The 24,118-nt window shown below is 39.8% G+C and carries 22 protein-coding genes; 13 read left to right on the top strand and 9 right to left on the bottom strand.

Annotation, left to right across the window (positions count from 1 at the left end):
• Positions 1-87 precede the first annotated feature (87 nt).
• Positions 88-1,476 carry an alpha/beta fold hydrolase gene (locus tag M3225_RS07765; RefSeq protein WP_251392263.1) on the top strand — a complete coding sequence of 463 codons (1,389 nt, stop codon included), beginning with the start codon at positions 88-90 and terminating at the stop codon, positions 1,474-1,476.
• A gap of 33 nt (positions 1,477-1,509) precedes the next feature.
• Here the strand turns inward: M3225_RS07765 and M3225_RS07760 are convergent, their stop codons facing one another.
• Together M3225_RS07760 and M3225_RS07755 are read right to left on the bottom strand one after the other, a co-directional pair.
• The gene (locus M3225_RS07760; RefSeq protein ID WP_251392261.1) at positions 1,510-1,839 is read right to left on the bottom strand and encodes a 4Fe-4S dicluster domain-containing protein; all 330 of its coding nucleotides are present in this window, start codon (positions 1,837-1,839) and stop codon (positions 1,510-1,512) included.
• A complete protein-coding gene (locus M3225_RS07755) occupies positions 1,839-3,437 on the bottom strand; it encodes an FAD-dependent oxidoreductase (RefSeq protein WP_251392259.1) in 1,599 nt (532 codons plus the stop codon). The genes M3225_RS07760 and M3225_RS07755 overlap by 1 nt, the downstream gene beginning before the upstream one ends.
• Before the next feature lie 480 nt (positions 3,438-3,917).
• Here M3225_RS07755 and M3225_RS07750 point away from each other — a divergent pair, with 480 nt between their 5' ends.
• The 5 genes from M3225_RS07750 to M3225_RS07730 are packed head-to-tail and all read left to right on the top strand — an operon-like array spanning position 3,918 to position 9,017.
• A complete protein-coding gene (locus M3225_RS07750; protein ID WP_251392258.1) occupies positions 3,918-4,706 on the top strand; it encodes an ABC transporter permease subunit in 789 nt (262 codons plus the stop codon).
• Between the two features lie 22 nt (positions 4,707-4,728).
• Positions 4,729-5,730 carry a taurine ABC transporter substrate-binding protein gene (locus M3225_RS07745; RefSeq protein ID WP_251392257.1) on the top strand — a complete coding sequence of 334 codons (1,002 nt, stop codon included), beginning with the start codon at positions 4,729-4,731 and terminating at the stop codon, positions 5,728-5,730.
• 54 nt (positions 5,731-5,784) lie between these two features.
• Positions 5,785-6,606, top strand: a complete 822-nt coding sequence (locus M3225_RS07740; protein ID WP_374109815.1) for an ABC transporter ATP-binding protein — start codon at positions 5,785-5,787, stop codon at positions 6,604-6,606.
• Positions 6,607-6,619: 13 nt separating this feature from the next.
• A complete protein-coding gene (locus tag M3225_RS07735) occupies positions 6,620-7,555 on the top strand; it encodes a TauD/TfdA dioxygenase family protein (RefSeq protein WP_251392253.1) in 936 nt (311 codons plus the stop codon).
• Between the two features lie 31 nt (positions 7,556-7,586).
• Entirely contained in the window at positions 7,587-9,017 is a 1,431-nt protein-coding gene (locus M3225_RS07730) for an MFS transporter (protein ID WP_251392251.1), read from the top strand.
• Between the two features lie 104 nt (positions 9,018-9,121).
• Here the strand turns inward: M3225_RS07730 and M3225_RS07725 are convergent, their stop codons facing one another.
• On the bottom strand, positions 9,122-9,664 hold the full coding sequence (locus M3225_RS07725) for a GNAT family N-acetyltransferase (RefSeq protein ID WP_251392249.1): 543 nt from the start codon (positions 9,662-9,664) through the stop codon (positions 9,122-9,124).
• Positions 9,665-9,757: 93 nt separating this feature from the next.
• Here M3225_RS07725 and M3225_RS07720 point away from each other — a divergent pair, with 93 nt between their 5' ends.
• Positions 9,758-10,231 carry a hypothetical protein gene (locus M3225_RS07720; RefSeq protein WP_251392247.1) on the top strand — a complete coding sequence of 158 codons (474 nt, stop codon included), beginning with the start codon at positions 9,758-9,760 and terminating at the stop codon, positions 10,229-10,231.
• A gap of 182 nt (positions 10,232-10,413) precedes the next feature.
• Here the strand turns inward: M3225_RS07720 and M3225_RS07715 are convergent, their stop codons facing one another.
• Both M3225_RS07715 and M3225_RS07710 read right to left on the bottom strand, forming a co-directional pair.
• Positions 10,414-11,598: a M20 family metallopeptidase gene (locus M3225_RS07715; protein WP_251392245.1), complete on the bottom strand. Its 1,185-nt coding sequence runs from the start codon at positions 11,596-11,598 to the stop codon at positions 10,414-10,416.
• Positions 11,576-12,928, bottom strand: coding sequence for an LLM class flavin-dependent oxidoreductase (locus M3225_RS07710; RefSeq protein ID WP_251392243.1), 1,353 nt, complete (start codon positions 12,926-12,928; stop codon positions 11,576-11,578). Before M3225_RS07710 ends, M3225_RS07715 begins: the two co-directional genes overlap by 23 nt.
• A 448-nt stretch (positions 12,929-13,376) precedes the next feature.
• Between M3225_RS07710 and sfnG the strand changes: the two genes are divergently transcribed.
• A complete protein-coding gene (sfnG, locus tag M3225_RS07705) occupies positions 13,377-14,450 on the top strand; it encodes a dimethylsulfone monooxygenase SfnG (RefSeq protein ID WP_251392241.1) in 1,074 nt (357 codons plus the stop codon).
• A gap of 42 nt (positions 14,451-14,492) precedes the next feature.
• Positions 14,493-15,713 carry an acyl-CoA dehydrogenase family protein gene (locus M3225_RS07700; protein WP_251392239.1) on the top strand — a complete coding sequence of 407 codons (1,221 nt, stop codon included), beginning with the start codon at positions 14,493-14,495 and terminating at the stop codon, positions 15,711-15,713.
• A gap of 47 nt (positions 15,714-15,760) precedes the next feature.
• On the opposite strand, the gene M3225_RS07695 is transcribed toward M3225_RS07700, so the two are convergent.
• Positions 15,761-16,675 carry an NAD(P)-dependent alcohol dehydrogenase gene (locus M3225_RS07695; protein ID WP_251392237.1) on the bottom strand — a complete coding sequence of 305 codons (915 nt, stop codon included), beginning with the start codon at positions 16,673-16,675 and terminating at the stop codon, positions 15,761-15,763.
• Between the two features lie 170 nt (positions 16,676-16,845).
• Between M3225_RS07695 and M3225_RS07690 the strand changes: the two genes are divergently transcribed.
• The 4 genes from M3225_RS07690 to M3225_RS07675 all read left to right on the top strand — a co-directional run bounded on the left by M3225_RS07690 (position 16,846) and on the right by M3225_RS07675 (position 21,333).
• Complete coding sequence (locus M3225_RS07690; RefSeq protein WP_251394356.1) at positions 16,846-17,538, top strand: response regulator transcription factor; 693 nt, start codon at positions 16,846-16,848, stop codon at positions 17,536-17,538.
• The gene (locus tag M3225_RS07685; RefSeq protein WP_251392235.1) at positions 17,531-18,535 is read left to right on the top strand and encodes a sensor histidine kinase; all 1,005 of its coding nucleotides are present in this window, start codon (positions 17,531-17,533) and stop codon (positions 18,533-18,535) included. Before M3225_RS07690 ends, M3225_RS07685 begins: the two co-directional genes overlap by 8 nt.
• Before the next feature lie 100 nt (positions 18,536-18,635).
• Positions 18,636-19,397, top strand: a complete 762-nt coding sequence (locus tag M3225_RS07680) for an ABC transporter ATP-binding protein (protein ID WP_251392234.1) — start codon at positions 18,636-18,638, stop codon at positions 19,395-19,397.
• Positions 19,387-21,333: an ABC transporter permease gene (locus M3225_RS07675; protein WP_251392233.1), complete on the top strand. Its 1,947-nt coding sequence runs from the start codon at positions 19,387-19,389 to the stop codon at positions 21,331-21,333. Before M3225_RS07680 ends, M3225_RS07675 begins: the two co-directional genes overlap by 11 nt.
• Before the next feature lie 48 nt (positions 21,334-21,381).
• Here M3225_RS07675 and M3225_RS07670 read toward each other — a convergent pair whose 3' ends face one another.
• From M3225_RS07670 to M3225_RS07660, 3 genes are all read right to left on the bottom strand, one after another.
• Positions 21,382-21,996, bottom strand: a complete 615-nt coding sequence (locus M3225_RS07670; protein WP_251392232.1) for a GNAT family N-acetyltransferase — start codon at positions 21,994-21,996, stop codon at positions 21,382-21,384.
• A 107-nt stretch (positions 21,997-22,103) separates the two neighbouring features.
• Complete coding sequence (locus M3225_RS07665; RefSeq protein WP_251392231.1) at positions 22,104-22,706, bottom strand: dienelactone hydrolase family protein; 603 nt, start codon at positions 22,704-22,706, stop codon at positions 22,104-22,106.
• Positions 22,707-22,711: 5 nt separating this feature from the next.
• Positions 22,712-23,914, bottom strand: a complete 1,203-nt coding sequence (locus tag M3225_RS07660) for an aminotransferase-like domain-containing protein (RefSeq protein WP_251392230.1) — start codon at positions 23,912-23,914, stop codon at positions 22,712-22,714.
• Positions 23,915-24,118: the final 204 nt, after the last annotated feature.

Genomic DNA, 24,118 nt, shown 5'->3' with positions numbered 1-24,118 from the left:
CTTTCTTTTTATCTCCGAATGCCATTACTACTTTTACCTAAAATTGGTATACTGATAGAGTACAAGAATTGCCAAGGAGGATGATGTATGAAAAAAGTAAAAGCTGCCCTTCCACTCGCTGTTTCTTTAGCACTCGGGCTTCAAGTACTCCCTGTTTCCACTTCACATGGTCAAGCTGAAACAGGGGCGAATGCTGCTCATCACTCAGCAAAAGTTGAATACAAACGGGCAGATGCATTTTTAACGAATGTAGCTAACGGAAAACCAAGAGAAGCAAAGCGCCACTTTTCCCGCAGCCTGCAATCCAACATGAGTGAAGACAACATAAAAACGTGGTGGACATCTCTAACGGCTCAGTTTGGTGCTGTAAAAAAGATTGGTACATCTGTACAAGGTGAGGTCAATACCGTTCATCGAAATATAGAAATTCCAATTGAATTTGAACACGTATCAGCTACTTTAACCGTTCGATTTAGTCAAAACCGTCAAATTGATGATTGGCGAATCGTACCGGATGAGCGCCATTTTTCGTTTTCCACACCACCTTATGACACCCCTAAGAATTACACAGAAAAACAGCTTTCAATCGGCAAAGCACCTTACGAACTTCCAGCAACGCTCACTCTTCCAACACGTTCAAAGCATCAAAATGTACCCGTTGTCATTTTAGTTCACGGATCAGGTTCTTCTGATCAAGATGAAACATTTATGAGCTTAAAGCCTTTTCGAGATCTGGCTTTAGGACTGGCTTCTCAAGGAATCGCCGTTTTACGCTACAACAAGCGTACATACGAACATACAGCTAAAATGTCCGGTGAAAGTGAGATAAGCGTCAACGATGAAACAACGGATGATGCCGTACTCGCAGTAAAAGCAATGGCGAAACAAAAAGGCATTAGCAGCCGCAATATTTTTTTACTGGGACACAGTCAAGGCGGCATGATGATGCCCAGAATTCTAAATCAAACGCCGGATAAAAGCGTGCGCGGTTCTGTTTTACTTGCTGCACCGAGCCGCACACTCCCAGAGTTAATGCTTGAACAATCTGCCTATTTGGTATCACTGAATCAGCTTCCGAAAGAGCAGCTTGCTTTTTTCCAGCAGCAGTTTGCCATTTTACAAGACCCAAGCTTTTCGCCAGCTCAGCCGCCAAAAGAATTCCTGCTTGGAACTCCTTATTTTTGGTATGACTTAACTCACTGGCATCCCGCGGAAGTCGCAAAATCTCAGCATACGCCGCTGCTTCTTTTACAAGGAGCGCGTGATTATCAAGTAACGACCGAAGATTTTTCAGGTTGGAAGCAAAGTTTGTCTCAGCGTTCCGACACTTTTTTTAAACTTTATCCAAAGCTCAACCACTTTTTCACAGAAGGAACCGGTGAAAAAAGCACGCCTGCTGAATATGCTGTTTCAGCCAACATTCCTTCTTATGTAATTAATGATATTGTCAAATGGGTTCGCGAAACGCAAAAGTAAACGAAAAAGAGCGGCTTTGCCCGCTCTTTTTTTCTATTTCCTATTTAAGATGATATGCGACTGATCAGAAGAAGCGGTGGATTTCCTTCCTTTTCCCCAGCCTACAGCTTCTCGGTAACTTCCGACCAGCTGCTGATTAATTACATGCTGTTCATTTACTTCAACAGTTTGTTCAGCTAAAGGAGTCACATATAAAGCATCTACCGGACAGTACAGTTCACACATAAAGCAAGTTTGACAATCGGATTGACGAGCTATGGAAGGAGCGCCTCCCATTCGAGAGCGGTCAAAGACATTTGTTGGACAAACAGATACACAAAGATTGCAGTTAATACACCGGTCTTCACTAAGGAGCTCGATCATTAAATAACCCCCTTTACGTGGTTAGAAGACTTTGTACCTAAGGGTCTCGCCCAGACTTCCTGCACGCCTCCGCTTAGAATACGGTAGTGTTGCTTGGAATCCATAAATGGAAAATCGTCACGCCGGTGCATTCCTCGCGTTTCTTTTCTTTCTAATGCACTCGTATACATCCATCGCGCCGTTGCCGTCATTGCCGCAAGCTCTCGACTTCTCACGATATTTCTTTCTTTATCATACACTCCATTCTTCAACTCATTCCACACGGCATTTAACCTCATAAGGGAATCTTGCAGTCTTGCTTCTGAACGGAACCAGTTTCGATCATATGGAAAGACTTCGCGTTGAATCGATGCTATCATTTCCTTTGTCTCTGCTGAATCAGAAGAAGCTACTGACTTGGTGATTCCTGACGCTTCTGATAAGCCTTTTGCATGTCGACTTGCGGCATTCCTTCCTTGCTTAACAGCAAATATTGCCGCTGCTTTTCCTGACCAACAGCCTGAAGAGATAGCCCATGCTGCATTATGGCTGCCTCCTCCCGTAAATCCTCCGCAGATTAATTCGCGCGTTGCAGCATCTCCAGCTGCATACAACCCAGGGATGTCGGTTCTACACGTTTCGTCTGTAATGTGAATACCTCCTGTTCCTCTAACGGTTCCTTCAAAACGCAGGGTAATTGGAAACATTTGAGTAAAAGGATTCATATGAAGACGATCAAAGGATAAAAAGAAATTTGGCTGTGATAAGCGCATTGCTTTTTGAATACTTTCCTCCGCTTTGTCAAGCCTTGCATAAACCGGCTGGGTCATTAACGTTCTGGCAATGATGGAACGCCCTTTATGAGAACCGGCTCCTTCAATCACTGTACCGTCTTCATAATAAAATGTAGCCCATTTGTAAAATGCGGATTTCGTGATTGGAGAAAAAGCTGGCGCAATCGAATAAGCATTCGAAAACTCCATACCTGAAAGCGAAGCACCTGCTTCTGTAGCTAATAAGTAACCGTCCCCTGTTAAAACATTTGTACCGAGTGCCCCGCTCAGAAATGCACAGCCTCCCGTTGCTATCACAACTGCAGCAGCATCCGCTCTCCATGTTTCTTTCGTTTGATTATTGATTCCGCAAGCGCCTGCCACACCGTGTTCATCTGCAAGAAGCTCCAGTGCAGGGCTATGGTCCAAAATCTGAACGCCTGCTTTTTGAAGCTGACGCCGCATTAACCTCATATATTCAGGCCCTTGAAGCGTCGTTCGCTGAGAAATCCCTTTTTCATCTACTGGAAACGGATAGCCGAAATGAGCTAATTCATTTACTTGTTCAAACGTACAATCAAGCACTCGTTTCATCCAACTTCTTTCAGCTAAATATCCCCCCAGCTCTTCCCTGCTTTTCATCGCTGTCATCTGTTCATCAGAAGTAGGCTTTACATACCAAACTCCTGTACCAGAAGGCGCAGTTGCTCCGCTCGTTCCGCAGTATCCTTTATCGACAAGCACAGCTTTTGCACCTTCTTTAACTGCTTGCAGAGCTGCCCATGCACCAGCAGGGCCTCCTCCAATAATTAATACATCTGTATGAAAATGAAAGTCGGCAGTCATATACGGGTCCCCCTCTTAAAATGTTTGCGCTCTCAAAAACCTTATTAAGAAAATACTTATTATCCACTCGACTATTTTGCTCATTGCTAAATCTATACCAACTATTCCGTTCCAGAATTCATCGCTTCCATAACAGCCTTTCAATATAAAAAGGAGACCAGTCCATTTGTTTCAACACAATGGTCTGGCCTCCAGTTGCCTAGTAGGCGCGTTTTTTCGTACAGCATCAAAATACCAAGTAATTCAATTTGTTTAATTATATATTAAAAGTTTATGCTATGATTGTCAATGAGTATGTTATTCTTAGAATTTATTTCGATTGTTCGTATCTCTTATTGACAACTCTATGAATTTTTTGGTAAATTAATCTCACTAAACACATAGGATTTTAAAAATACCGACCAGACAACTGGAGGCTCTCATTCTTTTCAATAGATGAGAGTCTTTTTCGTTTAGCAAAACTTTAAAAGGAGGGATAAAGTGAAAAACGCAGGGCTTGCAACTAAATCATTTAAAGTAAAAGGAGTATCTTTTTTGAGTGTACTTATGGTCCTCTTGCTCTGGACGCTTTTAAGTACACTTAAATGGGTAGATCCGATTTTTCTACCTACGCCTCAAAGCGTTTGGCATTCATTTATTAGTTTAGTAGTAGAAGGGTATAAGGGTACATCTCTTGTGACTCACTTATCTGCAAGCTTGTACCGGCTATTTACAGCCTTACTGCTCGCTTTGTTTACAGCTATTCCACTGGGAATTGTATGCGGCTATTCTAAATACATATTAGCAATTTTTGATCCGATCATTGAGTTTTACCGCCCGCTTCCTCCCCTAGCTTACTATGCACTTCTTGTTTTATGGTTAGGAATTGATGAAGGATCTAAAGTAGCACTACTGTTTTTAAGTGCCTTCGCTCCACTGTTTATCGCAACAGTTGCAAGCGTACAGCGCGTGCCGCAGGACCGAATTAACGGTGCACTAACATTAGGTGCATCAAAGTTTAGCGTATTTGTTCACATTATTCTTCCATCTGCTCTGCCTGACATTGTGACAGGGTTGCGCACGTCCATTGGAATCACATATGCAACGTTAGTCGCTGCTGAAATGGTTGCAGCTACTTCAGGAATTGGCTGGATGGTACTTGATGCAAGCAAATATATGCGAAGTGATATTGTCTTTGTGGGCATTATTATCATGGGTCTGATCGCTATATTTATCGATAGCATTATTCGCTTTTACCAACGCTTAGCCTTTTCATGGGTTGGAAAATAGAGCTTACTTAGGAGGAACATCGATGAAAAAAGGAATACTTGGTTTATTATTATGCTTTATAGTAGTCGTTTCCGGCTGTTCGAGCACTACATCTAGTTCTGAAAATGATGTACCCAAAGAAATACGTTTAGGCTATCAAGCTTCACCGAATGGAGAGTTGGTAGCAAAAGCCCGCGGCTCATTGGAAAAGAAATATCCAGACACTCAAATTAATTGGATTAAATTTGAGTCAGGCCGGGATATCAACAATGCCATTTCGGGAGGAAGCATTGACTTTGGACTCGTTGGAACACCTCCTGGTGCAATAGGAGTGGCTAATAAACTTCCTTACAAAGTGTATTATTTACATGATATTATCGGCGAAAGCGAGGCCTTAGTAGTAAAAAAAGATGCGGGAATAAAATCTTTACATGATTTAAAAGGCAAAAAAATCGCCACTACTTTTAGTTCAACGGCCCACTACAGCTTACTAAGTGCGTTAAAAAACAAAAACATTGATCTTAAAAAAGAAAATATCACACTATTAGACATGCAGTCTCCCGATATTTTAGCCGCTTGGAATCGCGGTGATATTGACGGTGCGTATGTATGGCAGCCTCTGCAAACAAATTTAATTCATGCTGACGGAAATGTGTTGATTTCATCCAAAGAAGTAGCCAAGCAAGGAAGCATTACAGGAGAATTCGGAATTGTTCATAAGGATTTCGCCAGAAAATATCCAAATATTGTGAAAGGATATATTTCTATCTTAAATGAATCTGTTAATTATTATCACAAAAATCCAGAAAAATCTGCAGAATTATTGGCTAAAGAACTGAACTTAACACCAAAACAAAGCTTAAAAACGATGCAACAGCTAACCTGGCTAAATAAATCAGATCAAAAAGCATACTTTCAATCTAATGGCAAATTGGCGCATGTGTTAAAAGATACAGGAGATTTTCTAGAAGCTCAAAAAGATATTCCTTCTTCTCCCGATTTAAAAACGTATCAACAAGCACTGCTAAACAATTTTTCTAAATAGTAGCGGGAAGTATCTCTTGCTGTCAGTCGAGGGATGCTTTCTCGGTCAAAAGGAGTGATACATTTGAAAACTAGTGTTGCTGTTGAAGAAAGACCTAAACGTGTTCATAAGCCCAAAGTCGTCGATGTAAAAAGCGTTGCTTTCGCTTATGCTCAAACAAAACGTGAGCATCTCATCTTACAAAATATTAATCTCTCTTTATATGAACATGAGCTTGTTTGTGTATTAGGACCATCCGGATGTGGCAAATCTTCACTTTTAAATATTCTAGCAGGCTTTCAACAGCCTACAACAGGTACAGTCATGATTCATGGAGATGAACAGACCAAGCCTAATCCAGGCGTTGGCGTTGTTTTTCAGCATCCTAATCTATTTCCTTGGCTGACTATTGAAAAAAACATTGAATTTGGATTGAAGATGCAAAAAGTCACCAAAGAAGAACGTAAACAGCTTGTTGCGAATTACCTGCAGCTGGTTGATCTAACGTCTGCTTCTAAAAAACTTCCCCATCAGTTGTCAGGAGGAATGAAGCAGCGAGCAGCCATTGCTCGAACACTCGCGACAGACCCTAAAGTTATTTTAATGGATGAGCCTTTTAGTGCTCTTGATGCGCTAACGCGGGAAGCGATGCAGAAACATTTATTAACAATTTGGAACCAAACAAAAAAGTGCATCTTTTTTATTACTCATGATGTAGAAGAAGCTCTCAAACTTGCAACTCGAATCATTGTGATGCACCCAAAGCCCGGAAGAGTCATCTTAGATACGCAAAATCCATTACAGTCGGAACGTTACGAAGAAGGAACTTTTCAATATCACGAAAAGTTCATGGAGCTACGGCAGTTTTTCATTTCAAAGATAAGAGAACAAACATAAGGAGATGAACACAGTGTCTAATAATCTTTCTAGTTATCCACGGCCTCTTCAGTTTCCTAATCGCGAGGTAAAAGAAGGTCCTCGTTTGTTAAAACGGTTGCCAAATGGTGTTGAAGAAAAACCATATACTTTCTTTTCCATCAAGCCCCTCACACCGATCATCGGTGCTGAAATCGAAGGTCTAGATTTATCCAAGCCTCTTGCAAAAGAAGTGCAAGAAGAATTAAATCGGGCTTTTTTAGAATGGAAAGTGCTTTTTTTTCGCAATCAAGCAATTACAAGCGAACAGCATCTTGCTTTTGCGAAACTATGGGGGGATCTTGAAGTACACCCTTTTTACAAACCTGCTTCACAAAAGCAAGCGAAAGAAATTGTACAATTCTCTAGAAATCAGAAACAGGGAGGCTCTGAAAATGTTTGGCATGCAGACGTCACATTCCGCGAAAACCCTGCTAAAGCTTCAGTACTTCGATTGATTGAGGTGCCTCCTGTGGGCGGCGATACGCTTTGGGCAGATATGGCTGCAGCATATGACAACTTACCTGAGTCCATAAAAAAACAAATTGAACATTTGAAGGCTATTCATGATTTCACTCCTTCTTTTGCTCATTTATTACAACCAGATGAACTTGAGGCTTTTCAACGAGAGTTTCCAGCGGTTGAACATCCTATTGTACGTACTCATCCTGAAACAGGTCGTAAAACGCTTTTTGTCAATTCACCCTTTACTACTCATATTGTAGGTCTAGAACATTCTGAAGGCGAACAGTTACTTCAATATTTGTTTAGGCAAGCTCATGTTCCAGAATACCAAGTACGGTTTCGTTGGGAAGCAAATTCAATTGCCTTTTGGGATAACCGTGCAACACAGCATTATGCTGTATCGGATTATTATCCACATAGCCGAAAAGCTGAGCGCGCGGCTATTATTGGCGATTGTCCTTTTTAACATTCGTTACATGCAGATTGGAGGTTAAGAAATGGGAAGCAGTAATACACATGTGATTCAATCGCGTCAAGATATTATCAACTTTGTCAATTCAAATCCAGTTACGTCTAAAAGCTGGAAAATCATTTTGGTAGCTTTAGGAGGCATTTTTGTCGACGCCTATGACTTTACCAGTCTCGGGATTGGAGCTGATCAATTAAAGGAACAATTTAACCTTTCTCCTGCGGGTCTTGGAAGCCTTACAGCTATTATGGCCTTTGGCGCTTTGTTAGGAGCTACTGTAGGAGGATATTACACCGACAAATTCGGCCGCAACAAAATGTTTTTAATTGATTTATTTTTTATGGTGTTCGCAGCTCTTGGCGCTGCTTTAGCGACTGATTTAGTTTGGTTATTTATCTTTCGGTTTTTAATGGGCGTAGGTGTAGGGTTAGATGTTCCGGTAGCGCTCAGCTTTATTGCTGAGTTCAGTAATTTAAAGAAAAAAGGCCAATACGTGAACTTATGGTGTCCACTGTGGTACGTGGCCGCAACTGTTACTGGACTTGTTGTTCTTCCTTTTTATCTGCTGGGGCAGCATGAAGACATTTGGCGCTGGTCGGTAGGATTTGGAGCTGTTGCTGCACTAATCGTGTTAATTTTGCGCTACCGCTATATGGATGAAAGTCCGATGTGGGCCGCTCATCATCTTCCGCTTAAAGAAGCTGTCAAGGTGTTAGAGAAAACCTATGACATACAAGTCACGGTAGCTAAAAATACAAAAGAAGAACCTTTATCTCGTTCAAAAAAACTGTCTTATAAAGCTATTTTCCAAGGGAAGTATCGGGCTCGAACATTTTTAGCTTCCATCATTACAGCTACTCAAAGTATGCAGTACTTTGCAGTGGGCTTCTATATCCCAACCATTTCCACACTTATTTTTGGCAAAGGAATGATTTATGCAATTATCGGTACTCTTTTCTTTAATTTATTTGGGATTATTGGTGGCTTTACACAATCGCGACTAACTGAACAAGTCGGCATAAGAAAGCTTGCAATTACAGGCTATATCATTTGCTCTTTAAGCTTAGTCCTGATGGGGCTTACAGGCGATACTCATTTTATTGCGCTGCCTATTTTATGTATTGCTTTATTTATTTTTGGTCAATCTTTTGGCCCTGGAGCGCAAGGGATGACAATGGCCACTCTTTCTTACCCGACTGAACTGCGAGGGCTAGGCTCTGGCTGGGGGCAAGGAACAACGCGTATCGGCAGTATTTTAGGTTTTTACTTATTCCCGGTTGTACTTTCAATTGGCGGGATCTATACGACGTTTCTAGTCCTTACAATCGTTCCCATTATTGGACTGATTGCAACGGTTCTTATTAAGTGGGAGCCTATTGGCACAGATGTCGAAAAAGAAGAAGAACAAGGATTTGAAAGCAACAAAAGCTTTAGTGAAAAAAGTGAGGTCTATCACTAACCATCATTCTAATAAAACAGACGACACGCAAAACACCTTCAAGTATAGTATGCTTGAAGGTGTTTTTTTATTTAAAGATAGATAAAATAAGTACTCGTAAAAGGCTATGCAAAGCGCCCCATCACCACCGTGTTATAGTACTTGCCGTCCGACAGCAGCTTGTCATTTTTTAATACTCCTTCTACTTCAAACCCGAACTTCTCATATAAACCAATTGCTTTTTTATTGGTTTCTAACACATTCAGCGTCATTTTCTTCATACCTACATCATCTGCCCACAATATGGACTGCTGCAAAAAGCCTTTGCCGATGCCATATCCCCAACATTCTTTTACGACGCATACACCAAACTCTACTTTATGGGCAAATCGTTTCAACTCATTACCTTCGCACCTTGAAAATCCGACAATTCGATTATGTACAACCGCTACTAAAAATAAGTTTCGTTTACTTTCCGTGTCACGTTGAATAAGCTTTTCAAACTCCGCTTTATCCATATACCCTTCTCCTGGTTCACGATCTAAGTATTCCGTTTTTCCATCTAGTTGAATTCTCAGATAAGACAATTCATCTGCATCGCTAATGGAAGCTGAGCGAATGATGTACTGAAGTCCTTTCACATGGTAAATCCGCTGGTTGATGACCATCGTATACCTCCAAATGTCTTTCTTTCATTAAATCTATTAATTGAGTTTTATTTACTTTATTATAAATATTATACATAAATAGAAGAAAGAGAGTTGAACGAGTTGCTTTGGTTACTGCTTTTGGTCCTATACGGCATTTATAAAATCTATAAATCAAAAAGACCGTTAACGAAGTTTGGCCATTTTTATGAGAGAGCGTTTGAGCTAGAAGAAAAAAAGCGATATGAAGATGCGCTTGATGTACGCAACCAAGGGATTCAACTCCATACCCTTACCGATTTAGAACGAGCTGATTTACATTTAGCAAACGGGCGTATGCTTTTAAAACTAAAGCAATATGAAGAAGCAACGAAACACTACGATGCATCATTTAAACTAGCAACATACGAAAAATTTCCTTACTCAGAAGGGTTCGACGAAGTCATTGAAGCCTACTTGTATGCAGGACGTAAAGAAGATGCACTGGCAATAACCAATGACATGTTAAAACGGCAAAGCTATGATAAAAAATTCAAGAAGCTAGAGCCTTTAAAAGAAAAGCTTCTTTCATATGAAGACTCATGGTAAAGTTCAACAAATGAGAGCGCATTATTAAGAGCGATTGAGGTGAGCATAATGGTCATAACCGTTATTGTGGGATTGCTGGGTCTAATTGGTTTAATTGCAGCAGGATTTGCGACGAATTATAAAGATACGAAGTAAGATTTCATAAAAAAGAACAAGAACCAGCTTGGTTCTTGTTCTTTTTTTTAACGCGCCAATAGCTTTTCTGTGACGCGCAAAAATATATTTACTCCGACTTCAAGCGAAGCTTCATCTACCGTAAATTTCGGATGATGATGAGGGTATACAATTCCCTGTTCTTCATTTCGCGCTCCGATGTTAAAAAAAGCTCCTTCCGTTTCCTGCAAGTAAGCTGAAAAATCTTCTCCTCCCATTTTAGGAGACAGCGTTTTAACACGTTCTTTTCCATATACTTCAATGGCTGTTTCTTCAATTAAACGCGTAATTTTTTCAGAATTAATGACGGGATGATAGCCTTTTTCATACGTAAAAGTGTACTCTGCACCGTAAGCTTCGGTTAGTCCTTTTACAATTCGGTCAATTTGTGCCGGAACTTTTTCTCGCAGCGCTGCGTCAAAGCTGCGGACGGTACCGTTAAGCTCCACTTTATCAGGAAGTACGTTGTGCGTAGTTCCTCCGTGGAATTGTGTAACCGATACGACTAATTTATCTATGGGATTAGTCGTTCTTGAAACAATTGTTTGGAGATTCGTAACAATTTGCGCTCCTACAACAATGGCATCAACTGCTTCATGAGGCGCTGCGGCGTGCCCTCCTTTTCCTTTAATCGATATGTTAAACGTATCAGGTGAAGCCATCATGGGACCTGCAAGCACCCCGATTTCTCCAACCGGAAGACCAGAATTCAGATGCGTGCCAATCACGTAATCCACATCTTCCATTACGCCTTTTTTGACAAGCTCCTGCGCTCCTCCAGGCAACAGTTCTTCTGCGTGTTGAAAAATCAAGCGAATTTCTCCTTTAAATTCATTTCCTAACTGAGAAAGAACAGAGGCTACTCCTAACAAAATAGCCGTGTGACCGTCATGTCCGCATGCATGCATCACGCCTTTGTTACCCGAAGCAAACGCAAACGTATTTTCTTCTTCAATTGGCAACGCGTCCATATCCGCTCGAATCGCAACTACTTTTCCCTGCTCTTTTCCTATTAATCTAGCCACCACGCTTGTTGGTGTGGGACGCTTAATGATAAAGCTTCCAAACGAACGAAGCGTATCTTCGACAAACTGAGCCGTTCGGTGTTCTTGAAACGATAATTCTGGATAGCGATGAAAATGTCTTCTCCACTCAATTACTTGCTTCTTTAAGCTTTCTGTTACGCTGTATTCACTGATTGATTTGACTGTCATAAACTAACTCCTCCTTTGTTTGACTATATCGATTAGCTGGAACGGAAAGATTTAAATTTCCGCGTAGCTTACTGCTTTCATACGAAGTATCGTAAAGTCCTCGCTCTTGCAAGATAGGCACAACTTTTTCCACAAACTGATGAAACGTATCGCTCATAAACGGGCGAAGCACAAATCCATCCGCTGCTTCATGCTCATGCCATTTTTGCATTTCATCAGCTACGTGCTCCGGCGTTCCTGAAAACGGTGAACGAGGTAAAATCGACTCAATGGCCACTTGTCTTAACGTTAACTTCCGAGTAGCCGCCGTTTGTTTAATTTTATTCGTAGTGCTTTGAAACGCATTTGCTCCGATATCTCCTAACTCTGGAAACGGTGCGTCTACGTCAAATTGATGAAAGTCATAATCATCAAAAAAACGAGCTAAATATGTAATGGCATGATCAATTGGAATTAAAGCGGCAAGCTCTTGATATCTTCTTTCTACATCTTCCTCGCTATCTCCTATAATTAAATCAATACTTGGAAAAATGAGAAGTTCTTCAGGGGTTCTGCCGTGATTTCTTGCTCTATTTTTCATATCTTGATAGAATGCCTGTGCTTCTTCTAGTGTATTTGCATTTGTGTAAATTGCATCAGCATTTTCCGCTCCGAATTGTCTTCCTCTTTCTGATGAACCAGCTTGAAACACAACTGGATGTCCTTGCTTTGAACGAGCAATATTTAACGGTCCTTGAACTTGAAAATGCTTGCCTTTAAATCCAAGAGTATGCATTTTCTTTGGATCAAAAAACTGACCGGTTTCTTTTTGATAGGTAAAAGCATCATCTTCCCACGAATCCCACAGCCCTTTTACTACATCGAGATGCTCCTTTGCAATTTCGTATCGTTCGCTGTGAAGAGGAAGATATCCTCTACTGTGATTGCGCGCTGCCCCTTCTTGTGGAGAAGTAACTAAGTTCCATCCCGCTCGCCCTCCGCTGATATGATCAAGAGACATCAGCTGACGAGCGATTGTAAAAGGCTCACTGAAACTTGTTGAAACTGTCCCAACTAACCCAATGCGATTCGTAGAAGCAGCGAGAGCTGATAAAAGCGTAATTGGCTCAAAACGATTTAAAAAATGAGGAATGGACTTTTCAGATATCGCTAATCCATCCGCAATAAAGACAAAGCTGAACAGTCCTTTTTCCAATATACGCGCTTGTTTCTTGTAAAACTCAATATTAATGCTCGCATCAGGTTCTACGTCCGGATGTCTCCATCCATCCGTCGTATTTCCAAGTCCTTTAATATTTGCTCCTAGCTTTAGCTTTCTTTTTTCACTCAATGTATGCTTCCTCCTTTTTACTACAAATAAAAAAAGAGATGCTCTGATTGTTCAAAGCATCTCCAGTCGTCTGGTCGATCGTTTTTAAACGGCTATTTATTTAGAGAAAATAGCTGTTTACTTCTCATTTATTTAGCATATCTGAATAGTATACTCACTATTCCTATAAGTCAAGTTTGTTTTTAGTTGAAATGGATGTACCTCTTACTTCTTTAGTTAAACTTAATTACAATTTCATTCTTTTTAAATTTCTTAAAACTCATTTTGACTATCGGAATAACCGGTGATATAACTATATGTACATTCAGCATCCATACTGCCTGTCAGGCTACTGAAGGCTCTTATCTTCTCTTCAACTTGAAGCAGGATAAGAGCCCTTGGCGTATAAGGAGGTGAATGCTTTACCCAGCTTATTTATTTTCATTACTTAACTAAGGAGGCGTTACATATGAGTTTGCAATTTGCTTATTGGGCTCCGAATGTAAGCGGAGGCCTTGTCATTTCCAACATTCCTCAAAAAACAGAGTGGTCCTTTGAAGCAAACAGCCGGTACGCACAAATTGCTGAGCAAGTAGGCTTTGATTATGTTCTGTTGCAAACTAGGTTTTTTGCAAGCTACGGAGCTGAAAATCAACTAGAAGCTGCGACTCTTGCTTCTGCTTTGGTGGCCACTACTAAAACAATCAACATTATTACAGCGGTTCTTCCGGGGTTATGGCATCCGGGCGTATTCGCTAAAATCATTTCGACTATTGATCATATCAGCAGCGGACGCGTCTCTGTGAACGTTGTAAGCGGCTGGTTTAAAGGCGAATTTAACGGCTACGGTGAACCATGGCTAGAGCATGATGAGCGCTACCGCCGTTCTGAAGAATTTATTAACGTGCTCCGAGAACTATGGAAAAACGAAACGACTACGTTCAAAGGGGACTTTTACCGACTAAATGACGCACCGTTAAAACCAAAGCCCCTTCAGCCGCCAAAAGTATTTCAAGGAGGAAACTCTAAAGCGGCGCGTGAAATGGCAGGCCGGGTATCAGACGTCTATTTCATGAACGGCAATTCGATTGAAAACTTAAAAAACCAAATTGAAGATGTAAAAGCACACGCAAACGGCCGTGATATTCAATTTGGCGTAAACGGGTTTGTTATTGTCCGTGAAACCGAAGAAGAAGCAAAACAAGTGCTAAAAGAAATTGTTCTACAAGCAGATAAAGAAGCCGTTGAAGGATTTGAAAGCCAAGTAAAATTTGCGGGCAAAGCTTCTCCTCAAGGTGAAGGCATGTGGGCAAACTCTTCATTTGAAAACTTAGTTCAGTACAATGATGGCTTCCGAACTGGGCTTATCGGCACAGTCGAACAAGTCGCCAATCAAATTATTGAACTGAAAAAAATTGGTGTGGATATTATTTTGACAGGCTTTTTACATTATGAAGAAGAAATTAAGACGTTTGGCGAAACCATTATTCCGCTTGTAAGACAAAAAGAACAGGAACTAAAAGAAAAAGCGGGCGCATTGTAAATAGTTTATCGCAATGAACATTAAAATCTTTGGAGGTATGTTATGTCAATCGAAGTTTCTGCACGTCCTGTATACAATCAATCTACGCGTGCTTATTACGCGTCCATCCGCGAGAAAATTGCTTCTCTCGTAGATGAAGTCATTCAGCCTAATGCAGCCCGTACAGATGAAGAAGGCGCTTTTCCACGAGAAAATTTAGAAGCGCTTATTAAAGCAGGCTGGGGAAACATTCTTGTACCAAAAGCATACAGCGGCTTAGAGCTTGATCACGTGGCTTTTGCGATTGTAGCTGAAGAAATTGCAAAAGCTTGTGCTTCTACTGCTTTAGTTTACGTAATGCATGTCGGAGCGATTCAGACCATTACGCTGTACGGAAACGATGATCAAAAGACACGCTGGTTAAAACCAATTGATCAAGGGCTAATTGGTACGTATTCTACAAGTGAAAAAGCCTCAGGAGGACACTGGTGGTACAACTTCAGTCAAGCGCAGCGAAATGACGAAGGTTATGTAGTTAATGCTGACAAATCATTTACTACAAGCGCCGGGCAAGCTGATTTTTATATCGTTCAAACACGCAGTCCTGAAGCACAAGACGCTACGGATATTAGCTTTTTTATTGTAGACGGAAAATCAGACGGCATTACTGCAAGTCCATGGGAAGCGCTGGGCGTTCGCGGTAATCACAGCGGTCCGATTTCTTATAAAAATGTACACGTGCCAAAAGAAGATCTTCTAGGCAGTGAAGAAACAGGGAAAGAAATCGTCTTAAACGGCGTTTCCCCTATTTATTTAATTGGCCTTGGTTCTGCTTGGCTTGGAGTAGCGGAACATGCGTTAGAGCTTGCGGTTAACCATGCAACGCGAACAATTCACCGTGATTTTAATAACCAGCTTAGCGACTATCAAGTCATTCGCCAGCAGATTGCCGAAGCAAAAGTGCTCATTGAAAGCACAAAACCATGGCAAATTGACTTGGCAGAACAGCTTGATATTTTACAAGCTGAACAAAAAGCACAAGGTGTTCTTACTCTCCCGTTGACTGAATTTAAAGTTCATGCTTCAGAAGTAGCCAACAAAGCGACAAGAATTGCCTTGGATGTAAGCGGTGGATACGGCTATAAAAAAGGCCCTATTGAACGCTTGTTCCGAGATGCCAGAGCGGGCATTGCTATGGGCCCTTCTAATAATATCGCCAGAGAATGGATTGGAAAGAACCTTGTAGGACTTCCGCTTGAACTTTGGATTAAAGGCGGAGAGTAAAATTTAACATCGTAAAAAAAGAGAATCTTTTATAGGGATTCTCTTTTTTAATTTTTTAACGTAACAACTACATTCCCTATTTTATGTCCGGTTTCTACATATTCATGAGCTGCTGGAACTTGTTCTAAAGAGTAGCGTCTATCAATCACTGATTTGATCTGGCCTTCTTCCATCAGCTTTTTAAGAAAAAATAAATCTTCCGTCTGAACTTTGGCAATTCCTTGCCCTTCGACCGAAACAAACCGTCCATTTAGAGCTAACGCTTCTTTGCAGTGGTTTTTTGTGAGTTTTCCAACGGCATCAAAAATAAGATCGTACCTTTCTTTTCTTTTAGTAAAATCTTCGTTTTTATAATTGATGACGTGATCTGCTCCTAAAGACTTTACTAGTTCGCTATTTTCAGCACTGCACACGCCTGTCACTTCGGCTCCGTAATAGCTAGCAAGCTGTACAGCGGCAGTTCCTACGGCACCTGAAGCGCCATAGATAAGTACTTTTTGCCCTGGTTGCATTTTTCCTTTTCTAAAAAAATGCAAAGCCGTTGTGCCGCCAAAAGAAATTGAAGCGGCTTCTTCATATGTTACATTCTCTGGCTTTATGGCTATTGTCCCTTTTTCTGGTAAGCAGATATATTCCGCATATCCTCCGAACTTCATGCCTGTCATCGCAAAAAGCTGATCACCTTTTTTGAACTGTATTACTTTCTTTCCGACTTCCTCTACTTCTCCAGCCAGTTCTACTCCTAGTATCGGTTTTCTAGGCTTTTGTAACCCTAAAACCATTCGCATAGGAAGCCACAATAATAGTGGACTATTAAAGCTCCTTACTCTGCAGTCGCCTGATGTGACCGTGGTTGCATGGATCTTCACAAGTATTTCATTCTCTTTTGGAGCAGGCTTTTCTACTTCTTTAAGCTGAAGAACATCTGGTTTACCATACTTTGTACACACCATTGCTTTCATAACAGCTCTCCTTTTCTCACTAGAGGTCAGTATATATTTATAAACTATGCTTGTAGAGAGCTATTCTTTCACATTTTAAAAAGAACACCGTTGAATCTACTATCACATATGGTAAATAAAAGGATATTACTATAGAATTAGTATAAAAACAGAAAGCGTGGTACGTGTTATTGTTTAAACTTCTTTTAATTGAAGATGATGTAACGCTGTTTAATGAACTGAAAGAGCGGTTGGAGCAATGGTCTTATGAAGTCTATGGAATTTGTGATTTCAGTAATGTTATGCAGGAGTTTAGTGAGGCAAAACCTGATTTAGTGATTATGGATATCCAACTGCCTAAGTATGACGGATTTCACTGGTGCAGAATGATTCGCTCTCACTCAAAAATCCCTATTATCTTTCTATCTTCACGTGATCATCCCTCGGATATGGTGATGTCTATGCAATTTGGAGCTGACGACTTTGTGCAAAAGCCGTTTCATTTTGATGTGCTTGTAGCAAAAATACAGGCCCTTCTCCGCCGTGTGTATAATTACAGCGTTGAACAAGTAAGCCTTCTTTCATGGCAAGGAGCTACGATTGATTACGAAAAAAATAAAGTATCAAACAAATCTGCAACTATCGATTTAACCAAAAACGAAATTTTTATTTTAAAATGCTTAATCCATAAAAAGAATACGATTGTAAGCCGGGATGAACTGATTAATAGTTTGTGGGAAGATAAACGTTTTATCAGTGATAATACGCTGACTGTAAACGTCAATCGCCTGAGAAAAAAATTGGATGAAATTGGACTGGGAACCTTTATTGAAACAAAAGTTGGTCAAGGCTACGTAGCAATTGAAGAGGAACGCTATGATTAAAACCTTTATCCGAGAGCGTATAAGCTGGATACTTTTCTTTTTTACGATTCATCTTTTTATGCTTTTTATCGCTTATATTGATGAATCTATCCCCTTGTCTTCTATTCTCTATATCGTGTTTTTATCATGGATTATTTTTCTTATTTTTTTCGTCTTTCGCTATCAGAAAGAAACGAAATTTTACCAAAAACTAAAAGATGAGGAGGATTTCTTTGATTCTTCTACTCTTTCTCATCCGCTGCGTCCTTTTGAAAAGATTGTTCAGCGAAACTTGATGCATCAATTAGAACAAGCTAAAAAAGATGCGATGCAAACACAGCTGTACGTGACGCAGGAAAAAGATGAACTGTTAGCTTGGATTCACGAAATTAAAACGCCATTAACTGCGATGCATTTAATGATTGAACGCTTAGAAAATCAAGAATTAAAAGCAAATTTGACGTTTGAATGGCTACGCATTCACTTTTTGCTTGATCAACAGCTGCATCAAAAGCGCATTTTCTTTATCGAAAATGATATGTATATTGAACACGTGGAGTTAGAGCCACTCATCTTTACCGAGATCAAAACACTGCAAGCTTGGTGTATGAGAAAAAATATCGGCTTTGATTTAGACCTACAAACAGAACGTGTACTGAGTGACTCAAAATGGCTTGCGTTTATTATGAGACAGCTGTTAACAAACGCAGTAAAGTACAGTGAAGAATCTGACGTGATGATTAGAAGCTACGAGCAGCACGGTCAAGTCTACATAGAGGTAAAAGATAGCGGACGCGGAATCTCTCCTCAAGATATGCCGCGCATTTTTGATAAAGGCTTTACATCAACTACACAGCATGAAGACAGCCGTGCTACAGGTATGGGCTTGTATCTGGCTCAAAAAGCTGCGCACGCTCTTTCTATTCACATTGGCGTGCAGTCTGCTCTTAGCGAAGGCACAACGTTTACACTTGCCTTTCCTAAATCAAATGATTTTGCGGATATGAAAAGCATGTGACAAAAATGTCACATGCTTTCGTTATTTGTTCGGTGAATCAAAGGAAAAGCTAAAGCCCTTTTTTTATAATAAACGTATCAGATTAAAGGAGTGAATACATATGAACATATTAGAAGCTACTAATATTCATAAAAGCTATGGAAATAAATTTAATAGACAAGAAGTATTAAAAGGCGTAGATATTACCATTATGAAAGGAGAATTTGTAGGAATTATGGGCGCTTCAGGCTCAGGTAAAACGACGCTTCTTAACGTCCTTTCCTCGATTGATAAAATCAACGGCGGAATCATCAAAATCGAAGGAAATGAAATTAGCAGAATGAAAGAAAAGCAATTAGCGAACTTCCGAAAAACACATTTGGGCTTTATCTTTCAAGACTATAACTTACTCGACACGCTTACAGTAAAAGAAAATATTCTCTTGCCTCTTTCTGTTGCGAAAACTCCTTCAGCAGTAGCTCATAAGAAATTTGACACGCTAGCCAAACAGCTTGGCATCTATGAGCTGAAAGACAAATATCCAAGTGAAATTTCTGGCGGACAAAAACAGCGTACTTCCGCTGCCAGAGCCTTTATTCATGAGCCAAGCATGATTTTTGCTGATGAACCAACCGGTGCTCTCGACTCAAAAGCCGCAAGTGATTTATTACATAAACTGACTGAACTTAATGATAAAAGAAACGCAAGCATTGTTATGGTAACGCATGACCCAGTTGCAGCCAGCTATTGCAGCAAAGTCATTTTTATAAAAGATGGACAAATTTATACGCAGCTGTACAAAGGCGACCAAACGCGAAAAGACTTTTTTGAAGATATTATGAAAACCCAAGGCGTGCTAGGCGGAGTTCAGCATGAACATTAATCAGCTGATTTTTCGCAACTTAAAAAAGAATTTAAAAAACTATTATTTATACGTTTTTGCACTAGTGTTCAGCGCGGCTTTATATTTTGCCTTTGTAACGCTTCAGTATGATCCTGCTCTTGATGAAGCCAAAGGTTCTATTAAAGGAGGCGCAGGCGTTAAAGCTGCTTCTGTTTTACTTGTAGCCATTGTTTCTATCTTTCTTTTATATGCAAACTCAATTTTTATTAAACGGCGCAGTAAAGAAATTGGCTTATTTCAGCTAATTGGCATGACTAAAACAAGAATTTTCCGTATTTTGACGGCTGAAAATTTTATGCTGTATTTTGGCTCACTGATTGTCGGGATTTTAATTGGGTTTTCGTTTTCAAAAGCCGTCATTATGATTTTGTTTAAAATCACCGATACAAAAGGCATTGCCAAGCTTCATTTTTCTGAAGAAGCTCTTATTCAAACGCTTATCGTGTTCGGCGTTATCTATTTGCTTATTATGACGATGAACTATCTTTTTATTAAAAGACAGACCATTTTGGCTTTATTCCGAGTCACGTCATCAACAGAAGGAAAAACGAAAAAAATCAGTATAGCTGAAATTATTATTGGGATTCTCGGCATTACCTTTATCGCTTCAGGCTATTACATTTCCGCCAAATTATTTGACGGCTCTTTTACCAGCATGAATGCTTTAGCAATCGCAATGGTATCTATTTTAGCTTCAGTCATTATAGGGACCTACTTATTTTACAAAGGCTCCGTTCGTTTTTTATTAAATCTCATGCGGAAAAGCAAAAATGGCTATTTGACGATTAACGACGTATTATCTCTTTCTTCAATTATGTTTCGAATGAAATCGAACGCGTTATTACTAACGGTTATTACAACCGTATCCGCTCTTGCCATTGGTTTTTTGTGCTTGAGCTACATTTCCTATTACTCTGCTGAAAAGTCGGCTGGAGATTATGTACCTAACGATTTTGCTATCAATAATCCAAAAGACGCTGCTTCTTTTAAAGCCGCGCTGGATAGAAAGAAAATAACGTATACGGAAAAAAAGATCGACGTCGTCCAAGTAGAAGCAAACGTAAAAAACATCTTAGAAAATGATTTGGAAAGTCCCATGGTGGACTCGTCCGCTATGACAATTCCGGTGATCAGTGAAAAATCAGTTAATGGCGTAAACCTAGCTCAAAACGAAACTTTGTTTACCGGCTATAATAATATGCTTCAAAAGACAATGGCATTTAAAGATTCAGGGCGTATTGAGTTAAAAGGAAAACAAAAAGTAATTCAGCAAAAGTATGTAGGATTAAATCGAAAGTTTCTCCTATCTATTTATTTTACAGGCGGCGGTTTGCCTACTGCGATTGTAGATGATCACGTATTTAATGAGCTTAAAAAGGATGCGGATCCTTCTATTCAAAAAGAATCTTCTGTCTATACTGGAATAGACATATCAAAAGAAGATGACTTAGCAAAAGCAAATCAGCTTTTCGGAGAAATGAAGTTTAGCGATAATAGTTTAAATGACTCGCGTATAGAAATGACAGTAAGCCAAAAACAAAATATGGGTCTAATCATGTTCATTGTTGGTTTTCTAGGACTAGCATTTTTAATCACATCAGGCTGCATTCTTTATTTTAAACAAATGGACGAAAGTGAAGATGAAAAGCCAAACTATACGATTCTTAGAAAACTCGGCTTTACCGAAAATGACTTACTAAAAGGAATTAAAATAAAACAAGTCTTTAACTTCGGTATTCCGTTAGTCATAGGCTTGCTTCACAGTTATTTCGCCGTGCAATCCGGCTGGTTCTTGTTTGGAACTGAACTTTGGATGCCTATGATCATCGTGATGATTGTCTATACTGCTCTGTACTCTATCTTTGGTATTTTATCCGTTCTTTACTATAAAAAAATTATTAAAGAAGCTCTTTAACGATAAAAGGCACAAGCTGTAGCTTGTGCCTTTTATCGTTAAATGCAATTAATTGCTTACATTCGCTTTGTTCGCCTCACTGGCTACGAGCAAAAAACCTTCTAATCGTTTATTTACAAACGGCCATTCGTCATCAATTATACTAAATATAACCGAATCTCGTACGTATCCGTCAGATAGAACCATATGTTTTCTGCTGATGCCTTCTTGAGTGGCACCCAAGCGTTTAATAGCAGCTCTGGACCGTTTGTTTCTTACATCCGTTTTAAATTGAACGCGGTGAAACTTCAGCTCTTCAAAACAGTATTTTAATAATAAATACTTACACTCCGTATTGACTCGCGTGCGCCAAACGGATGGATGATACCACGTCCACCCTATTTCTAAGCTTTTGTTGGGAAGTGATATATCTAAAAATCTCGTGCTTCCTATAATCGAATTTGATTCTACATCAAATACAGCAAAAGGCAGCTCTTTTCCTTCTTGCTTGGCTGTTAAAGCACTTTCTATCAGCTGTTCAATATCACTTAGACTATGAACTTTGACAGGGAGGTGCTCCCAAATTTCTTTCGGTTTTGCAGCTTCATATAATCCTTGTTCATGCATTTTTTCAAGTGGTACTAGCTTTACTGTTGTTCCTACAAGTTCAACTGACTTTAGCATAACCTCGCTCCTTTTCGATACGTCTAAAGGAAATGTTAATACATGTATACGTATCGAAAAAGGGTCAGTTTCTGATTATTGTAAGGGATCACTTTCAGCATATATAGCTAGTGATCAGCTAAGTGTTTTTCGAGAAAATCACTTATTGTTTGTAAGGCTTGGTCCGCTGATTCTTTATTAAAGGTTTGTGAAAAAGGATTGATAAAACCATGAAATCCATGAAACTTTTTAATTTCCAAAAGCGGCTCTCTTTTTTGCTTTAATGAGTTTATTAAACAGTCTACATCAAACGTTTGCTCTTCAGTAGGAAAAATAAGAAGAGTCGGACAAACGGGATGTCTATTTATATAATCCCTAATACGCGATCCGTAACAGCCAATCACAAAGTCACACAAATTGTTTTCACTGCATAGCCACGATATTGTGGCTCCTACACTGAATCCCATGATCCCTACTCTTTTATATTCTTGTTTTAGTTGAATTAACATGTTATTAATTTGTCTTGAACCCTCATCCATACCAATGTTTTGAACAAAGTTTTGATAAGCAATTGCTTCTTCTTCATAGCTATAAGGAATGTCTTTAGATAATAAGTTAGGGCAGATAATATCTGCCTCTAACTTAGACAATTTCTGTTTCATAAACTTCATATGGTCGTTCACACCGTATATTTCATGAATTAATAAAATCGCTTTATTTGGTTTTTCCATGCCTTTTATAAAACAGTCGTTTCTCTTGCCAGTTCACGATGCAATACCTCTCCCATACGCTTCATGCCTTCAATGATTTGTTCAGTAGACATATTAGAATAATTCAAGCGCAGCGCATTGTTTCTTGTGCCGTTCGGAAAGAATGGCGTTCCAGGCACACAGGCTACGTTATTTTTTAGACATTCTGAAAAGATATGTGCTGAATCGATTCCTTCAGGCAGCTCTACCCAAATAAACAATCCGCCTTCTGGCTTACTGTAAGACAAATTTTCCGGGAAAAATTCTTCGATGCACGATAACATTTGTGTACATCGCTCTTTGTATACGGCTTTAATTTTTTGAATGTGCTCTTCGATATCATAAAGCTCCATGTACTTAGCCGTTACGCGCTGAGCAAAGCTGTCCGTATGTAAATCAGCCACTTGCTTAAACGCCACGTACTTATCAATGAAGGATTCATCCGCACACACCCAGCCGATTCGAAGACCTGGTGCAAAAATTTTAGAGAATGTGCTGATGTAAATAACTCTGCCTTCTGTATCAAAATGTTTAACCGGCGGCAGCATTTCTCCTGCAAATCGTACGCCTCCGTATGGATTATCTTCTACAATCAGCACATCGTAGGCGTTCGCAAGCTCAATCATTCGTTGACGTCTTTCTCGCGTTAATGTGCGGCCTGTAGGGTTTTGAAAATCTGGAATCGTATAGATGAATTTAGCATGGGGATTTTCTTGAAGCTTTTTCTCTAACTCCTCCATGATCATTCCGTCTTCGTCCATGTCTACTTCTACAAAAGTCGCATTGTAAGATTTGAATACGTTAATGGCTGCTAGGTACGTTGGGCTTTCACAGATTACAACGTCTCCCTCATTAAGAAACAGTCTTCCCGTAAGGTCGATTGCCTGCTGAGATCCGGAAGTAATCAAGATGTTAGGAACAGTGGATTCGATGCCGATATGCTGCATTCGTTTAGAGATTGCTTCTCTTAAAGGAATGTACCCTTCTGTTGTACTGTATTGAAGCGAAGCGGCTCCATCTTCATTTAATACAGCGCGGCACGCATCATTCATTGCTTCAACAGGAAATAATTCCGGCGCTGGAAGTCCTCCTGCAAACGAAATGACTTCTGGTCGTTCCGTTACTTTTAAAATTTCGCGAGTTTCAGAGGATTTTACAAGACTAGCTCGTTGGGCAAATTTATCTTTCATTGATAATCATTCCTTTTTTAGATTTTAAACTTTTTTATGGAGACTCAATCTTTCAATGCTAAAAGAAATTATGTGAATAGTCAGAAAAATCGGAGCGGATGCTTTTCTCTATGAGATCAGGCAGTTCCCCCCCTCCCGCAAGGTGCCTTTTTAACAGACAACTAGCTCCTGCTCTCTGACTCTTCATTTCTTCTTTATGTCATT

This window comes from Priestia aryabhattai (assembly GCF_023715685.1).
GTDB classification, from domain to species: domain Bacteria; phylum Bacillota; class Bacilli; order Bacillales; family Bacillaceae_H; genus Priestia; species Priestia aryabhattai_B.
Note: the sequence above shows the minus strand (reverse complement) of the source record. Positions and strands in the feature narration are given on the sequence as shown.

Excerpts from the sequence above, each read along its gene's own strand:
- M3225_RS07675 (WP_251392233.1), top strand. The coding sequence starts at position 19,387 with ATGAACATTAATCAGCTGATTTTTCGCAACTTAAAAAAGAATTTAAAA.
- M3225_RS07745 (WP_251392257.1), top strand. The coding sequence starts at position 4,729 with ATGAAAAAAGGAATACTTGGTTTATTATTATGCTTTATAGTAGTCGTT.
- M3225_RS07685 (WP_251392235.1), top strand. The coding sequence starts at position 17,531 with ATGATTAAAACCTTTATCCGAGAGCGTATAAGCTGGATACTTTTCTTT.
- M3225_RS07755 (WP_251392259.1), bottom strand. The coding sequence starts at position 3,437 with ATGACTGCCGACTTTCATTTTCATACAGATGTATTAATTATTGGAGGA.
- M3225_RS07715 (WP_251392245.1), bottom strand. The coding sequence starts at position 11,598 with ATGACAGTCAAATCAATCAGTGAATACAGCGTAACAGAAAGCTTAAAG.
- M3225_RS07680 (WP_251392234.1), top strand. The coding sequence starts at position 18,636 with ATGAACATATTAGAAGCTACTAATATTCATAAAAGCTATGGAAATAAA.
- M3225_RS07700 (WP_251392239.1), top strand. The coding sequence starts at position 14,493 with ATGTCAATCGAAGTTTCTGCACGTCCTGTATACAATCAATCTACGCGT.
- M3225_RS07665 (WP_251392231.1), bottom strand. The coding sequence starts at position 22,706 with ATGGAAAAACCAAATAAAGCGATTTTATTAATTCATGAAATATACGGT.
- M3225_RS07765 (WP_251392263.1), top strand. The coding sequence starts at position 88 with ATGAAAAAAGTAAAAGCTGCCCTTCCACTCGCTGTTTCTTTAGCACTC.
- M3225_RS07725 (WP_251392249.1), bottom strand. The coding sequence starts at position 9,664 with ATGGTCATCAACCAGCGGATTTACCATGTGAAAGGACTTCAGTACATC.
- sfnG (WP_251392241.1), top strand. The coding sequence starts at position 13,377 with ATGAGTTTGCAATTTGCTTATTGGGCTCCGAATGTAAGCGGAGGCCTT.
- M3225_RS07660 (WP_251392230.1), bottom strand. The coding sequence starts at position 23,914 with ATGAAAGATAAATTTGCCCAACGAGCTAGTCTTGTAAAATCCTCTGAA.
- M3225_RS07670 (WP_251392232.1), bottom strand. The coding sequence starts at position 21,996 with ATGCTAAAGTCAGTTGAACTTGTAGGAACAACAGTAAAGCTAGTACCA.
- M3225_RS07730 (WP_251392251.1), top strand. The coding sequence starts at position 7,587 with ATGGGAAGCAGTAATACACATGTGATTCAATCGCGTCAAGATATTATC.
- M3225_RS07695 (WP_251392237.1), bottom strand. The coding sequence starts at position 16,675 with ATGAAAGCAATGGTGTGTACAAAGTATGGTAAACCAGATGTTCTTCAG.
- M3225_RS07760 (WP_251392261.1), bottom strand. The coding sequence starts at position 1,839 with ATGATCGAGCTCCTTAGTGAAGACCGGTGTATTAACTGCAATCTTTGT.